General features: G+C 66.5%; 11 protein-coding genes and 2 pseudogenes. 3 read left to right on the plus strand and 10 right to left on the minus strand.

Features of this window, described 5'->3' with window-relative positions:
* Together BM314_RS29225 and BM314_RS29230 are read right to left on the minus strand one after the other, a co-directional pair.
* Positions 1-436: pseudogene (locus BM314_RS29225) on the minus strand (chemotaxis protein); the annotation flags it as partial.
* Between the two features lie 113 nt (positions 437-549).
* A complete protein-coding gene (locus BM314_RS29230; protein ID WP_170868212.1) occupies positions 550-1,626 on the minus strand; it encodes a catalase family protein in 1,077 nt (358 codons plus the stop codon).
* A gap of 243 nt (positions 1,627-1,869) precedes the next feature.
* Here BM314_RS29230 and BM314_RS29235 point away from each other — a divergent pair, with 243 nt between their 5' ends.
* Together BM314_RS29235 and BM314_RS29240 are read left to right on the plus strand one after the other, a co-directional pair.
* Positions 1,870-2,952 (plus strand): catalase family protein, encoded by a 1,083-nt coding sequence (locus BM314_RS29235; protein WP_091982028.1) that lies wholly within the window; start codon positions 1,870-1,872, stop codon positions 2,950-2,952.
* Positions 2,953-3,349: 397 nt separating this feature from the next.
* Positions 3,350-3,844 (plus strand): cupin domain-containing protein, encoded by a 495-nt coding sequence (locus tag BM314_RS29240; protein WP_091982029.1) that lies wholly within the window; start codon positions 3,350-3,352, stop codon positions 3,842-3,844.
* Positions 3,845-4,169: 325 nt separating this feature from the next.
* On the opposite strand, the gene BM314_RS29245 is transcribed toward BM314_RS29240, so the two are convergent.
* From BM314_RS29245 to BM314_RS29260, 4 genes are all read right to left on the minus strand, one after another.
* Positions 4,170-5,771 carry an ABC transporter substrate-binding protein gene (locus tag BM314_RS29245; protein WP_091982031.1) on the minus strand — a complete coding sequence of 534 codons (1,602 nt, stop codon included), beginning with the start codon at positions 5,769-5,771 and terminating at the stop codon, positions 4,170-4,172.
* 323 nt (positions 5,772-6,094) lie between these two features.
* Positions 6,095-6,460 carry a response regulator gene (locus BM314_RS29250; RefSeq protein WP_020095764.1) on the minus strand — a complete coding sequence of 122 codons (366 nt, stop codon included), beginning with the start codon at positions 6,458-6,460 and terminating at the stop codon, positions 6,095-6,097.
* A gap of 21 nt (positions 6,461-6,481) precedes the next feature.
* Positions 6,482-8,770 (minus strand): HWE histidine kinase domain-containing protein, encoded by a 2,289-nt coding sequence (locus BM314_RS29255; RefSeq protein WP_244540088.1) that lies wholly within the window; start codon positions 8,768-8,770, stop codon positions 6,482-6,484.
* Positions 8,771-9,241: 471 nt separating this feature from the next.
* Positions 9,242-9,829, minus strand: a complete 588-nt coding sequence (locus tag BM314_RS29260) for a substrate binding domain-containing protein (protein ID WP_091982035.1) — start codon at positions 9,827-9,829, stop codon at positions 9,242-9,244.
* 115 nt (positions 9,830-9,944) lie between these two features.
* Here BM314_RS29260 and BM314_RS29265 point away from each other — a divergent pair, with 115 nt between their 5' ends.
* Positions 9,945-12,059 carry an ATP-binding protein gene (locus BM314_RS29265; RefSeq protein WP_091982037.1) on the plus strand — a complete coding sequence of 705 codons (2,115 nt, stop codon included), beginning with the start codon at positions 9,945-9,947 and terminating at the stop codon, positions 12,057-12,059.
* A 237-nt stretch (positions 12,060-12,296) separates the two neighbouring features.
* On the opposite strand, the gene BM314_RS29270 is transcribed toward BM314_RS29265, so the two are convergent.
* From BM314_RS29270 to BM314_RS31170, 4 genes and pseudogenes are all read right to left on the minus strand, one after another.
* Positions 12,297-12,782 carry a response regulator gene (locus BM314_RS29270; protein ID WP_020095768.1) on the minus strand — a complete coding sequence of 162 codons (486 nt, stop codon included), beginning with the start codon at positions 12,780-12,782 and terminating at the stop codon, positions 12,297-12,299.
* A 343-nt stretch (positions 12,783-13,125) separates the two neighbouring features.
* Positions 13,126-14,178, minus strand: coding sequence for an HD-GYP domain-containing protein (locus BM314_RS29275; protein WP_244540089.1), 1,053 nt, complete (start codon positions 14,176-14,178; stop codon positions 13,126-13,128).
* Positions 14,179-14,237: 59 nt separating this feature from the next.
* The gene (locus BM314_RS29280) at positions 14,238-14,585 is read right to left on the minus strand and encodes a hypothetical protein (RefSeq protein WP_091982041.1); all 348 of its coding nucleotides are present in this window, start codon (positions 14,583-14,585) and stop codon (positions 14,238-14,240) included.
* A 7-nt stretch (positions 14,586-14,592) separates the two neighbouring features.
* Positions 14,593-14,769: pseudogene (locus BM314_RS31170) on the minus strand (methyl-accepting chemotaxis protein); the annotation flags it as partial.

Below are 14,769 nucleotides of genomic sequence, written 5' to 3' on the forward strand. Positions count from 1 at the left end.
CGAGCAGATTGGTCTGGGCCGCGATGCCCTGGATCATGGTCACGACGTCGCCGATCTGCGCCGCCTGCCCGCTCAGGCCCTCGACGATGGTGCTGGTGTGCCGGGCCTGCTCGACGGCCTCGCCGGCCATCCGCGCCGCGTGGCTGACCTGCTGGCTGATCTCGCCCACCGAGGCCGACAGCTCCTCGGCGCCCGAGGCCACGCTCTGGATGTCGCCGGACACCCGCCCGGCGAGGTCGACGGCCTCCGCGGTCCGGCGGCTGGCGCCCTCGACCGCGCTGCCGATCGCGTCGAGGTCGACGCCGATCGCCCGCTGCGCCGCGACGCGCCGGTGGCGCTCCTGGACCTGCGCGGTGATGTCGGCGGCGAACTTGACGACCTTGAGGACGCAGCCGCTGGCATTGAGGATCGGGTTGTAGGTCGCGTGCAGAAGGACCGCTCAGGGTGGGTTTCTGCCTGTGTGGTTTCGAGCGGATAAGCGGTGAAGCAGACATCGCCGTCGAGCTCGACCCACGATACCTACGGCAGTTGGAACTTCAGGATATCGCTTCAGCGCGCCGCACCCGGCTCGTGGATCGGGCAGCGGTTGAACCGCTCGCGGAACCCGGCCGAATGCCTGTAGGGGGCGTTGCGGGCGCGGTTGATGTTACCGAGGGGGCGGTGAGCTGCAAGGCCGGTCCAGACGCTGAAGCGCATCTCCTCGTCCACCGCCTGCACCCGGGCGGGGTCCCAACTGTCCTGCGGCTGAACCCGGACAACCCCAACCCGCTGGAACGGTGTCTCGTCCTCCTTCCACTCCATCGTCGGGTCCTCGACCGGATGGCGTTCGAGGTCGCGGCAGAGTTGGACCCGGAACTCCCATTCGCCGGTAATGCCGATCATTTCAGACTGCACCGTCTCGCGAATGGCGTTCGGGCGGCCGGAGGCATCGATCTCAGTGCCGGTGAGGGCGGTCAAAGCCGGCGCGACGGGGGCCAGCGAGAACTTGGCGATGTAGTCGCCGTACCGGAACGGGGTCAGGCTGTAGTAGGTCTCGCCGAGCGGATCGACATTGGGCGCGCCGCCCAGGGAACCGATGGTGGGGCTGTCGATGCCCACCGCATGCAGAGCCTTGTTGACGCCGCGTAGAACCGTGGAGGCGGCGACCTTCAGCCCCTCGGCGCGGTCCGTGGTGCCGGCCAGCAGCTTGAGGCTGCCCAGGAACTCCTCGGCGTTCGGCGCTTGGAACACCTTGCCGTTGACCATGATGAAGTTCTGGGTCGTCCCCTCCGCATCCGGCAGGCGCTCGCCCTCGACGTCCAGCACCTTGAGGGCGAGGCCTCTGGGCAGGGAGACCGCATCGGGGAGGATGTCGCCGGCGTTGGTCGACAGCCGCATGTAGACCTTATGCTGGCCGGGAGTGGCGAACAGGCCCTGGGCCAGCTCGGGGGGCAGGCCCGCATCGATCGTCAGAGCCCCTTCGAGGATGCCGTGCGACTTCGCGTGGACCGAGCGCACGGCATGGCCCGAATGTTCCGCGACCCGGTTCAGGATCTTATCGAAGGTCTGGTTGAGCTGCTCGATGGTCTGCCCTTCGTCCGGCAGCACCGCCTCGACGTCGGAAGTGTATCGCACCGGTGATCGCAAGGTCTGTCTCCCGCTGGCGGCCAGGACAGAACACCCGCTCCCCCGGCCACGTTCCGGGCTGTGCGTCATTCAATCGCCCACGAACGAGGTGTGGAACGGCAGGAGGCCGGCGCGGCTTGTCGGCAGTGCGGTCTTTCTCTCCGCCCAGGCACGGCCGCGATCCGGCGGCCTTCGGACCCCGCGTCCCGATCCCAGCCTGCGTCAAACCATCCTGCAGGCGGACGACACGTCGAGGATACGCCGATGACATTCCTTCGCTACGCCCCCGACGTCGAGACGCCCGCCCCGGACGAGCAGAAGTCCATCGACGGCATCATCCAGGGGATGACGCAGCAGTCGCAGGTCGTGGAGAAGCGCGAGCACCACGCGGTACGCGCGAGCCACGCCAAGAGCTCCGCCTGCGTCGTCGGGGATCTGGTCGTTCCGGAGAACCTGCCCCCGGAACTCGCGCAGGGCCTGTTCGCCAAGCCTGGAACGTACAAGGTGGCCGTGCGCTTCGCGCAGGGCCCAGGCGAGACCCTCGGTGACCGGGTGTCCACGCACCGCGGCATGTCGATCAAGGTCTTCGGGGTGCCGGGCGAGAAGCTGCCTGGGCACGACGTCGACACCCAGGACCTCGTGCTGGCCACCGGTACGACCTTCCCGTCGGGCACGGCGGCGGGCTTCCTGCGCGACGGCACGGTCATCGGGAAATCGACGGGCCTGCCGGAGGGCGTGAAGAGCGTCGTCGCGGCCACGGCGCGCAACCTCAATCGGGTTCTGCACGCGTTCGGCACGGAGAGCGCCATGGCCGATTTCCTCGGCCATCCCTACAGCCACCCGCTCGCCGACAGCTACTTCAGTCAGGCCCCGATGCGGTTCGGCGACTACGTCGCCAAGATCGGGGCGGTCCCGGCTTCGCCCGCCCAACGTAACCTCGCCGAATGGCGCCTTGATCCACACGGGGACGAGGACGGTTTCCGTCACGCGGCCGCGGCCTTCTTCCGCGACAACGAGGTGGTCTACGAGTTAAAGGCGCAGCTTTGGGCGGATGCCGAGCGCCAGCCCATCGAGGATGCCTCGGTCGACTGGCCGGTCGCGATCAGTTCGTACCGCACGGTGGCGACGCTCCGCCTGCCCCAGCAGGATGCCTACTCCCCTAAGCGGGTTCGCTACTTCGACGAGGTGATGACCTTCCGCCCCGCGCACAGCCTCACGGCGCACCAGCCGCTCGGTTCGGTGATGCGGGCGCGGCTTCAGGTCTACCGGGCGCTGAGCGATTTCCGCCACCGGGAGAACGGCGTCACCGCCGAGAACACCGCATCGCCGGAGAGCATTCCGGCCTGAGGCCGACTCCTTCAGCGTCCCGAATGGACCGACATCAGTCCCATCAACCTGAGGGACGCTGAAAGCCTCGACGGTTTCAGGAGGGGCTTCGGCCTCGGCACGACGGAGGCGGGACCAGCTACGTGGCTTGCGCCTTCGGATGGCGCCTTTTACCGAAATTATCTGTACTTTACGGCATATTCGCAAGCAACGGCCGCACAACATACGATTGCTAACAAATGTATGGCAGTCTTACGGGAAGTATTTTACCCGAGGCTTGATCAACGATCCAGCCGACGCGTCCCTTGCGCGCGTTGCGGGGAGCGAGACGATGGCCCTCGACACCGCCAGGGTGGCCGAGACTCGATTGTGCGCTAACTGGTCCTCGAGCCTATCGCCAACGGTCGGGGGACGATCCATGACCAAACGCCTTCGGACCATCGCCACCGGTTTCGCGGCCTTGATCGCCAGCACGGGCGCGGGCCTCGCGCAGGACCATGGGACGCACGGCGCGGTTGCGCTGCCGGATGCCGCGAGCGCGACCTACCAACCGGGACCGCCGAACCTACCGAAGGGCACGCAGATCAGCATGGTCTCGGGCGATCCGAGCAAGCCTGGCCCCTTTGTCCTACGGGTGAAATTTCCCACCCACACGGTGATCGCGCCCCATACTCATTCCGAAGCCGAGACGCTGACGATCCTCTCGGGCTCGATCTATCACGAGCACGGCACGACCATCGACAAGGCGAGAGGCAAGGAGCTGCGCGCGGGCGGTTTCGTGTTTCTGCCCAAGGACATGCCGCATTCGCTTTGGACCACCGAGCAGCCGGTAGAGCTTCAGGTGAATGGCTCTGGACCCTTCGGGCTGAACTACATCAACCCTGCCGACGACCCGAGCAAGTCGGTTCAGTAGATCTGGTCCCTCGTACCAAACGCCTCATCCGAGGTGCCCGCTACGACGGACACTGCGCCCGCAATGGCCCCTCTGTCGTGTTGAGGAGGCGCCGCTATTCGGCCGCGTCGAGAAGTCGAAGGAGACTGCAGATCCGTGCCCTGTCCTCCCGTCCATCTGCGCCGGCCTGATACCGTTTGCTCAGGGTAGAAACGCGACCTTCTGCTTTCGAGCCGCAAACGTAAGAAAGCGGACGCCCTTAGCCGTATCGCCAACGCTTCTGACAAGCACGAACACCGATCATCTATCCGGCGAGAACCGTGGCTTCGTCAAACTCGATAAGGCTTTAGGAGGCTCGCCTCACGTTCCAGAACACAGATAGGTGCTTGACCACGTCCTGTAGATCGTCCCGATAGGCAGTTCGGCTGAGATACTGCCCAAGGGGTAGGTAAGGCACCTCCTGCATCGCCAGCGCTTGGATGGCGTGGGCGATCTTCCTGCGACCGTCCTCGTCCGGCGCCTCGATCCAGGCCCCACGCATCGCCTCGATTTGCGGAAGATCGGGCCAGCCGAAGAAGCCCGTCTGCACGCCGCCGCAGCGCAGCACCTGCTCCACCGCCGGGTTCAGCATGTCGAAGCCGGACCAGTCGGTGCAGAAGATGTTCCAGCCGCCCTGGTCCGGAGGTGCCTTGTTGGCCCGGCGGGTGACCATGCTCCCCCAATCCGAGACGGCGTGCTGCACGTTCATGCCGATGCGCTTGAGCAGGTCATTCATCACATCGCCCATCGCGGCCAGCCGCGGTAGGTCGCCCGCCGCTAACAGGACGACACGCTCGCCCTTGTAACCGGCTGCGATCAGATCCCTCTTCGACCGCTCCAAATCGCGCGGACGCGTCAACGCCTCGAGACCCACATCGGACGCCATCGCAGTGTCGGGGGCGAACAGACCGACGCCGGTCCGGATCAGGTTCGGATCCGTGCCGTTGATCGCGGTCATGAAGTCCTCTTGCGAGAGTGCCTCCAGCAGCACGCGGCGAACCGCAGGGTTGTCAAAGGGTGGGTGGAGGTGGTTCATCACCCCGGTGCCCATCGTCCCCAGCCGACCCGATAACGGCGTGACGATCCCGCGGTCGGCTCTCAGTGTCGGCAGCAGGTCGTTGATTGGGTTCTCCCACCAGTCGACCTCGCCGTTCTTGAGCGCGGCTGCGGCCGTGCTGGGATCGGGCATGGTCGTCCACTCGACCCGGTCGAAATGCACCCGCTTCGGCCCGGCCACTCCAGAGACCTCCCCGTTTGCACGTGGCACGTAGTCCGGGTTGCGGTCATAGACGACGCGGGCGCCGATGATGCGCTCGCGGGCGTTGAACCGGAACGGGCCCGAACCGACGACCTCGGGAAGCTGCCGCTTGGGATCGAGGACAGCCAGCCGCTCGGGCAGGATCAGGAGCGCCGGGGGGCCGAGCTTCGACAAGGTCGCCAGCATCAGACCGTAGGGCCGGTTGAGGCGGATGGTGAAGCTGCGATCGTCGAGGGCTTCCATCGCGTCGGTGCGTGCCAACAGCAATTGGCCCAGGTTGTCGCGAGGGGCCCACCGCCGGATCGAGGCGACGCAGTCGCGCCCGCGCACCGGCTCGCCGTCGTGGAACTTGAGACCCTCCCGCAGGCGGAAGGTCCAGCGCTTCCCGTCATCCTCCACCGTGTGGCCCTCGACCATCTGCGGCTGGGGCCTGAGATCGCCGTCGATTGCGAAAAGCTGGTCGAACACCAGCAACGCGTGGTTGCGCGTGACGTAGGCACTCGTCGTGAGGGGGTCGAGGATCGTGACATCCGCCTGTGGCACGAAGCGCAGGGTCCGCTGGCGGGCATTTTGCGCGAGCGCGGGTCTGGCAGGGAGGAACGAGGCGGCGCCTGCCGCGGCGGCGGCCCTCAAAAAGCTTCGACGCAGCATGGGTTGAGGCCTCGACAGATGCGCTGGAAGCGGCCCGCCCTCCTAGCCTAGCGGCGGCACATCGCGTGGCGCACGCTACCATGCTGAATTGGCTTAGGCTGCACCCCGTTAACTTACGCCGGTTTAAACATCGGCCGCTTTGTCTGCTTTGCGAATGCCCGAGCGACGCTCTGGACGTCCGGGAGGGGTCGGGTGCGGTACACCCGCTTGGGGTGGAAAGCGGGCAGTCTGGGTCCGGAGGATCAGAACAGAGAAGCGGCCATCGCCATCGTGTGCTTGGCCGTCCTTTCCCTGCGAATTGGAAGGTCTGCCGTTCGGATCAATCAGGCCGCGAACTGCCGCAGCGCCCGGGTCACCTCGTCCCGCTTGTACGGCTTGGAGAAGAACACGCCGCGCACCGGGAGATCCTCGGGCGTGGGACGGTGCTTACCCGAGATGATGATCAGTTCGATGGGCGGCCAGCGGTCACGGATCATGGCCGCGAGCTTCATCCCGTCGACGCCGCCGGGCATGTCGATGTCCGTGAACACCACCCGGATGTCGAGGCGGTTCTCCAGGATGCGCACCGCCTCGTCGGCGCTGCGAGCCTCGACCACGTCGAACCCCGCCATCTCGACGAGATCGACCGCCATCATGCGCTGAAGGGGCTCGTCCTCGACCACGAGGATCACGGCGGAGGCCGCTGGCATCGCTTGTCCCATGACGGCTTCCTAGGACTGATGGATCTGCGCGAGCGGCGCGCGCATCTCGGCCCGGAAACCGGTGGGCTGGTAGCGTAGGTCGACGTCGCCCGTTCCGACCAATCCGAGGCGGATCAGTCGCGAGCCGAAGCCGCGTCTGGCGGGTTCCTTCACGGGCGGCCCACCGCTCTCCTCCCAGTCGAGCACTAGGTCACCTTCATCGCTATCGCCATCGACGCGCCAACTGACCCCGACGTGGCCCTCGTCGTTGGAGAGAGCCCCGTACTTCGTCGCGTTAGTCGCGAGTTCGTGCAGCAGAAGAGAGACAGATAGGGTCGCGCGCGGCCCAAGCGAGACCTGCGGCCCAGAAACCTTGAGCCGTGTGGTTTGGGCGAAGGTGCGCAGCACCGCGCTGGCGACCGCGTCCAGGGGGGCCGCCGTCCATTCCTGCTGCAGCAGGACGTCGTGCGCCGCCGAGAGCGCGTGGATGCGCTGCTCGAACGCCTCGACTGGTTCTCGGTCGGGCACCGTCTTCAGGGTCTGGGTCGCGATGGAGAGGACCATGGCCAGCATGTTCTTCATGCGGTGGCTCAGTTCCTGGTTGAGCACTCTCTGCTGCTCCTCCGCCTCCAGGCGACCGATGGCGGCCCGGGTGCGGTCGGCGACGTTGCGCAGGAAAGCCTGCTCCTCAGCCGTCCAAGCGTGCGGTTCGGCCTTCAAGGCGAAAAAAAGGGTGACGAACTGCCCGTGCTCCATCAGCGGGATATTGGCGATGGACCGGACGCCGACGGCGGCCAGGGCGTCGCTGCCGCCGGCCGTGCGCGGATCGTCCGTCGCGTCGGCGATGAACACGGCCCGGCCCGCCTTGAGGTCGTCGACGTAAGACCCGTAGCTCCGGAAAGGGTACACGCCGTTCAGGCGAGCGACGCCCTCCGCGACGTGGTCGTCGGCGATGGTGACGGTGTCGCGCACATGGTCGACATCGCCGTACCCCACGTGGCTGAGTCCTAGCGTCCGCGCCAGGATGTCCGCCGCGACCGGCGCGACATCCGCCTTGGCGGTGACGTGGCGCAGCCGGTCGCCGAGTTCGATCAGGGCGTTGCGGCGTTCCTCGGCTTGCTTGCGCTCGGTGATGTCGATGAACATCACGGCGAGGCGCTGATCCGCCTCCTTATGGCCGTGTGCCTCGAAGGTGCGGTTCAGGGCGGGCACGGCGACCTCGAACGTCGCGGGCTCGCCGGTGTCGACCACGCCCGCGTAGATGTCGATCAGCCATTGCGGGATGGTCGGGATCACTTCGCGGATGGTCCTGCCCACGGTTTGGTTCGCCGGTAGGCTCGACTGGATCTCGAAGGCGGGATTGACCTCCAGGAAGCGCACATCGACCGCGTGACCCTCGTCGTCCCGCAGGATCTCGGCGGAGAAGAACCCCTCGTGCATGCTGGTGAACAGACTCCGCCAGCGGTCCTCGCTCGCCGTGGCGGCGCGCTCGGCATCCTTCTGGACCGTGATGTCCCGTGAGACCGAGAGCAGCTTCTCGGGGACGCCTTGCGCGTCGAGGATCGGCGTGACCTGGACATCCCACCAGCGCGGGTTACCGGCCATGGTGCTAGCCCCGCCCTGGAAGCGGCCGACGCCTCCTGCCTTGGCCGCCACGACGGCAGCCTTGGCGTCCGCGTTGCCCTGGCCCTGCCAGAAGTCCGGCCAAGGGCAGCCGCGGATGGCGTTGAAGTCGCCGACCTCCATCACGCGCTTGCCACCCTCGCTCATGAACGTGAGGCGCGTATCCAGGTCGAGGACCTTGATGCAGTCGGCGGACGAGGCGAGCACGCTGCGCATGAACGCGGCCTCCTCACGCCTCTCCCTGAGGGCGCGCCGCAGTTCGAGCTGCGTCATCACCTGATGCGCGAGGACGCGCAGGGTCTGCTGCTGGACGGCGGTGAGATCGCGCGGCTCGTAGTCGAGCACGCAAACGGTGCCGATGGCATGGCCCTCGGCGGTCTTCAGGAGCGCCCCGGCGTAGAACTTCAGATGGGGCTCGCCGGCGACCAGCGGATTGCACGCGAAGCGCGTGTCGCGGGTGGCGTCCGGGACGAGGAGGAACTCCTCTTCCAGGATCGCGCAGGCGCAGAACGAGCTGTCGAGCGGCGTCTCACGCACGCCGAGGCCGACTTCCGCCTTGAAGAACTGGCGGCCCACGCCGATCAGGTTCACGACCGCGATGGGCGTGCCGCAGACCGCCGAAGCGAGTGCGGCGATCTCGTCGAACCCCGGTTCACGCGGCGTGTCGAGGATCTGGTAGCGGTGAAGGGCTGCCAAGCGGGCGTCCTCGGCGTCGAGGCCAGTGACAGCCACGGGCGACTTTACTGGTTCAATCATGAACGAGGTCGCTGCCGATCCGCGTGCCCGACTTCACTGTCAACCTGAGTAGCGGTAGGAAGTGTGCGTTCGGGAATGGGGAGATTTTCTGAGGGTTGTGGAGGGGCATCGGCGACAGGCGGTGTCGAGTGACATGCCCTTTACCACAGGAGCTTCGATTGCGCATGAGACGATTGCGCGAGGGCTGAGCGGCCCACAGGACACCGGTCCTCGTACAAGCGGTTCGGGCCGGTCGACTAGGGCCAAAGCCGATGCCGTGCAGCGTCCGACCCATGACCGCTTTCGGGCAGCTCAGAAGGCGGTCCGCGCTTCTGAGTTGGGTCGGGTGCGGTACACCCGCTCGGGGTGGCTTCCCGACCATCCGCTTCCGAATGGTCGATGTATAGAAGCAGACCTACCCACGGCGACCATTTACTTCCCCGCTGGACTTTTGAGCAGCTTGTCCCGAGGTGATGGGGAATGAAACATACCTCCGAGGAAAGCCAGGAAGGCGTTCATATTCTGGTTGCCGTGTCGGCTCTCCGGCCACAACGCGGTGACGACGGAACGCTCGACAGAAAACTTCCGCAGGACAGGCACCAGCGCACCTCGCTCGACGTGGGACGCGACGACATACGACAGCGAGATGCCGATGCCGCCGACCACGAGGATGGCCGCGACCGCATCGCTGAAGTCTGCGACGCTGCCGGCGTTCGGCGTGAGATCAACCGCGCGGCCGCCGATCTGGAACGGCCAGCGCAAAGCCTGGCCCGCACTCTGGAAGCGGAAATTCACGCAGTCGTGGTGGATGTGGTCGTCCGGATGCTGCGGTGTCCCGCGCTGCGCCAGGTAGATTTGAGACGCGAAAGCGCAGAGCCGATGCGGCGCGAGACGCCGGGAGAGCAAGCGGGAGCCGGACAGTTCGCCCACGCGGATCGCTACGTCAATGCCCTCCTCGATGAGGTCGGCGACGCGGTCCCTAGGGCGCTGGTCGACAAATAGTTTGGGGTGGCGCTTCACGGATTGCAGCCCCGGCGGTGTGCAAGGCTGGTCAGGAACCTTCCTCGGGGTAAACGCACTTGGATTAGCCACGAGAGGCGCCGCGGCCGCGGTAAACGGAAGAGAAGCATCCTTCGTGTCGGGGGACGAACTGAAGACCCTCTCCCGCGGGGAGCTTGAGGCCGAGATCCTGCGTCTGCGCGGGTCCGAGGCCGCCATCCGTCAGAGGGAGGAGCGTTTCCGGACGATCCTGGAGACGGTCGATGCGGCCTTCGCCATCGTCGAGGTCAAGTTCGACGCCGAGGACCGGCCGGTCGACTACCGCTTCGTAGAGGCCAACCCTGCCTTCGAGCGCGAGTCGGGCGTCAACCTTCGCGGCAAGTGGGTAACCGAGTTCGCCCCTGACCTGGAGCCCTTCTGGTTCGAGACTTACGGGCGAGTCGCCAAGGCCCGGGAACCCGCGAACTTCGAGAGCTATGCTGAGGCGTTCTCGCGCTGGTTCGACGTGCGCGCTGTTCCCGTCGGTGACCCTGCGGACCGGCAGATTGCCATCATCTTCAACAACGTGACCGCCCGACGCGAGGCCGAAGAGCGCCTGCGCGCCAGCGAGGCGCTCGCACGGGCTAACATCGAGCGCGTGCAACTCGCCCTGGCCGCTGGCGCGATCATCGGCACGTGGCACTGGGACCTACCGTCCGACCGGTTCACGGTCGACGAAGCCTTCGCCCGAAGCTTCGGGCTCGATCCAGCGCTCGGCCGCGAGGGCATCCCGCTGGCGCAGATCGTAGCCACCGTACATCCTGACGACCAAGCGGGTTTGGCGGAAGCGATCAACGAGGCCGTCGGCCGTGGCGGCGCCTATGCGCACCAGTACCGGGTGCGCCGGTTGGACGGGCGCTACTACTGGATCGAAGCCAATGGCCGGGTCGACCACGCGCCGGACGGCACGCCCCTGAGCTTTCCCGGCGTGCTCCTCGACGTCGAGGAGCGTCGTGTTGTCGAACAGGAGCGGGACCGGGCCATCACCCAGTTGCGCGCCCTCACCGAAACTCTCGAGCAGCGCGTCGGCGAGCGCACGGCCGAGCTGATGAACGCTGAGGAGCAGCTCCGCCAATCGCAGAAGATGGAGGCGGTCGGGCAACTCACGGGAGGGCTTGCCCACGACTTCAACAACCTGCTGGCCGGCATCTCCGGCAGCTTGGAGTTGATGGGCACCCGTATCGAGCAGGGGCGCCTCAAGGACGTCGACAAGTATATGGCCGCCGCGCAGGGGGCGACGAAGCGGGCGGCGGCGCTGACCCACCGCCTGCTGGCCTTCTCGCGTCGGCAGACGCTCGCGCCGAAAGGCACCGACGTGAACGCCCTGGTCGATGGCATGCTCGACCTGATCCGGCGGACGGTCGGGCCGAGCGTTCAGCTTGAGACGGCCGGACCCACGGACCTATGGCCGACTCTGGTCGACCCGTCCCAGCTCGAGAACGCGCTGCTGAACCTCTGCATCAACGGCCGCGACGCGATGCCGGACGGGGGGCGCATCGTCATCGAGACCGGCAACCGTCGGATCACTCCCCAAGTCGCCGAGCGACAGGATATGCCGGCCGGTGAGTACCTGTCGCTGAGCGTCTCGGACACCGGCACCGGCATGCCCCCGGAGGTGGTGGCGAAGGCGTTCGACCCATTCTTCACGACCAAGCCGCTCGGCCAGGGGACCGGCCTTGGCCTGTCGATGATCTACGGCTTCGTCAAGCAGTCCGGCGGGCAGGTCCGCATCCACTCGAACGAGGGGCAGGGCACAACGGTCACGGTTTACCTCCCGCGCCACAGGGGCGAGGCTGAGCGTGACGAGGCCCTGCCGGAGGAAGGATCCCCGGCATTGGCACAGGCCGGCGAGACCGTCCTTGTGGTGGACGACGAGCCCAGCGTGCGCATGCTGGTGACGGACGTGCTGAGCGACCTCGGCTACACCGCCGTGGAGGCTGCGGATGGGGCGGGCGGTCTTAAGGTGCTCCAGTCCGACGCCCGTATTGACTTGCTCGTCACCGATGTGGGCCTGCCCAATGGCTTGAACGGCCGTCAGATGGCCGACGCCGCTCGGGTCTCGCGGCCGGGCCTCAAAGTTCTGTTCATCACCGGCTACGCCGAGAGCACGCTGCTGACGGACGGCCAGATGGAACCGGGAATGGCCGTCCTGACCAAGCCGTTCGCCGTCGATGCGCTGGCATCGCGCATCCGCGATTTGATCGCGAATTGACGGTAACCTGACACCCCTGTCGAAGGACTGGCGCACGGCTGCTTTGCAGAGCCGCCGGTTGTGGTTCGGACGACGGCAATGGGTCGGTCGCGGGAGGACCCCTCTGGGTAGATTTCAGTCAGCTTAGGTTCTGAAAGTCGTCAGAAGGATATCGTCGTCCCGCCCACTCGCCGCCCGCACCGACATTGTGGCAGCCAAGCCGAATGTGTTCAGACTTAGCCGGCCTGACGGCAAGGGCTACGTTTTGTCCGGCTCGGTCGTGGGAGCTGCGACAACGCCCATCCCGCTGCCCATCTCCGTCCCGGTATGGGGCGGCACGCCGCTCGGGAGCACGGGAGCGCCTGAGGGCTCGTCCTGTACCTGTGCGAGGCCAGCTTCCACCTCATGGATGAGGTCTGCAAAGTCGTAGGGCTTGCTGAGCAGTCGCGTGCCCGGCGGCAACTCCTCTCGGAGATCTGATCCGGCTCCCGAGGTGACGATAATGCCGACAGTGGGCCAACGGTGATGAACGAGGTGGGCAAGGGCAACACCATCGCCCACGATGCCGCGTCCAGTGATCAGCATGCTCACAGGCATCGGTCCTTCGAGAACCGCCAGCGCCTCGGCGGCTGTGCGGACCTCTATGGTCTGGAAGCCGACGTCTTCCAGCATGTCAGCCGTGACCATACGGACGACCTCATCAGCTTCCGCGATGAGGATGGCTAAAGGCCTGCTGTTAGCCAAAACCGTGCTCCGTATGATCAGGCCGGGAGCGCTCACCGCTCTCAGGCACTGACGGCCGGGTCCGAAGCCAGTGATGATCCCTTATGCGCTATTTATTCGCCCAGGGCGATGACCGTGGTTTGTGGCGGCTCGTCACCTACGGGCGTACCCTGGCAAGGCCGCCTTCCCCGAACTGACGTCGCCGGGCTGTCGATGAATGGCGGCTTTCGGGAAGCGTCAATGCAGATCTGTACGGCCCGAGTGGGTCGGTCGCGGAATGACCGGAAAGGGTGGAAAGCCGGCGGTCCGCTCTGGAACAGCAAGCGCATCGGAGCGGACGTCGCGGTCCCACCCAATTCCGACCCTAAGCCGCAGCAGTGCCGGCCGGATCAAACGTGGTCATCACTGGGCGGAACGCCGTGACCAGATCAGGGTCGAGCCGGCCTGTCATAGACTGCACGATCCCGTAGGCCTGCCTTCCCGGCATCGGTGCCCGGTACGGCCGCCGCTCGATCAGCGCGCCGTAAATGTCGCAGATCGTTACCAGCCGGACGAGGTCCGAGATCTCAGGTGCCCGCAGCCCGTCCGGGTAGCCGGAGCCATCGAGCATCTCGTGATGCGAGCGGACCACCTGCAGCATCTCCCGCGAGAAGCCGCTATCCACCAGCATGTCGTAGCCCAGCGCCGCGTGCGTCCGCATCACCGTCATCTCTTCGTCGGTGAGCCGCCCGGGCTTGTTCAGGATCGCGGTCGAGATCCGGGTTTTGCCGACGTCGTGCAGCAGCGCCGCCTTGGTCAGGCGGTAGCTGTCCAGATCGGCAAACCCGAGCTTCGCCGCGAACGCGGCAGCGAGACCAGTGACGATCAGGCAGTGCCGGTGCGTGGCCTCGTCGAAGCGCTGTACCGCCCCGATCCACTCGTGGAGGCCACAATGCTGCACGGCTCGGGCGATCAGGCCGGTGCCGGTGCTCGCGAGCTCGGGCGTGACCATCTGGCCGGAGAAGAAGGTCCTGTCGAAGAACTGCCGGGCCTCGTCCGCCATCCGGGCAGCGACGGCGGAGCCACCGACCTCCAGAAGGCGGTCGATCCGAGCCAGCAGGCGCTCAAGCATGGTCAGTGCCGGGAGGATGTCGGTGGGAGCGAGGAGTCGCACCTGGGCCTCAGCGCGAGCGGCGTTACCGTGGGTCAGGAACAGGAAAGGGGCGCCGGCCGCGCGCAGCGGCTCTAGCATCCGCTGCAGGCGCGCGATCGCCTCGGAGGTAAGCTGAGCGACGTCGCCGACGATCAGATCCGGCTGCACCGACGGCAGGCTGTCATCGTACAGGTCCTGGACGGTACAGCGCCGGGTCGGGCCGAGGGAACGCGCGAGGCGACCGGTCCGGGCCAGGTCGTCGGAGATCAACAACAGCCTGCCCAAGCCGGCCTCCATCTGATGCTGGGGCCGGTCTTACGTCCGGCCCGAAGTCGTGAGCGCAGTCAGAGGGTCGCTCGGTACCGCTGCGCTAGGCCGGCGAGGCCGTGCACGGTGTGAGCGAAGCTCTGCGCCGTGTTGGCGAGGCTCTCGGTCTTGATGACGAAGTCTCGCAGGGCTTCACGCATGTCCGGATCCCGGAGACCGAGCTTGATCAACGTGAGATCCAGATCCTCGATCGCGCGTTCCAAGGCGCAAGTCAGTTCGAGCAGCCTGTCGCCACCTGCTTGGATGTGAGGGGCTCGGGCACCGAGATCCGCGCCACGTTCGTGCGCGGCGGCTAAGTCCGCGTGCAGTCGGTCGAACTGGTGCGTGCCGTGAGGCCGGACCGGGAGGGCGAGGATCTCGACCATAGCCATCTCAGGCGGCGCGGACGGTTGCGAGGAAGCGGGCGACCTCGGCACCGAGATGCTCGGATTGCCGCGACAGCTCGGAGGCCGCCGACAGGACCTGCGAGGCCGCAGCCCCCGTCTCCTCCGACGCCTGCGCCACGCCGGCGATGTTGCCCGTCACTTCGTTCGTCCCCGCCGAGGCCTG

The sequence above is a fragment of the Methylobacterium sp. 13MFTsu3.1M2 genome (assembly GCF_900112625.1).
Classification (GTDB): Bacteria; Pseudomonadota; Alphaproteobacteria; order Rhizobiales; family Beijerinckiaceae; genus Methylobacterium.

Excerpts from the sequence above, each read along its gene's own strand:
- BM314_RS29235 (WP_091982028.1), top strand. The coding sequence starts at position 1,870 with ATGACATTCCTTCGCTACGCCCCCGACGTCGAGACGCCCGCCCCGGAC.
- BM314_RS29240 (WP_091982029.1), top strand. The coding sequence starts at position 3,350 with ATGACCAAACGCCTTCGGACCATCGCCACCGGTTTCGCGGCCTTGATC.
- BM314_RS29245 (WP_091982031.1), bottom strand. The coding sequence starts at position 5,771 with ATGCTGCGTCGAAGCTTTTTGAGGGCCGCCGCCGCGGCAGGCGCCGCC.
- BM314_RS29250 (WP_020095764.1), bottom strand. The coding sequence starts at position 6,460 with ATGCCAGCGGCCTCCGCCGTGATCCTCGTGGTCGAGGACGAGCCCCTT.
- BM314_RS29280 (WP_091982041.1), bottom strand. The coding sequence starts at position 14,585 with ATGGTCGAGATCCTCGCCCTCCCGGTCCGGCCTCACGGCACGCACCAG.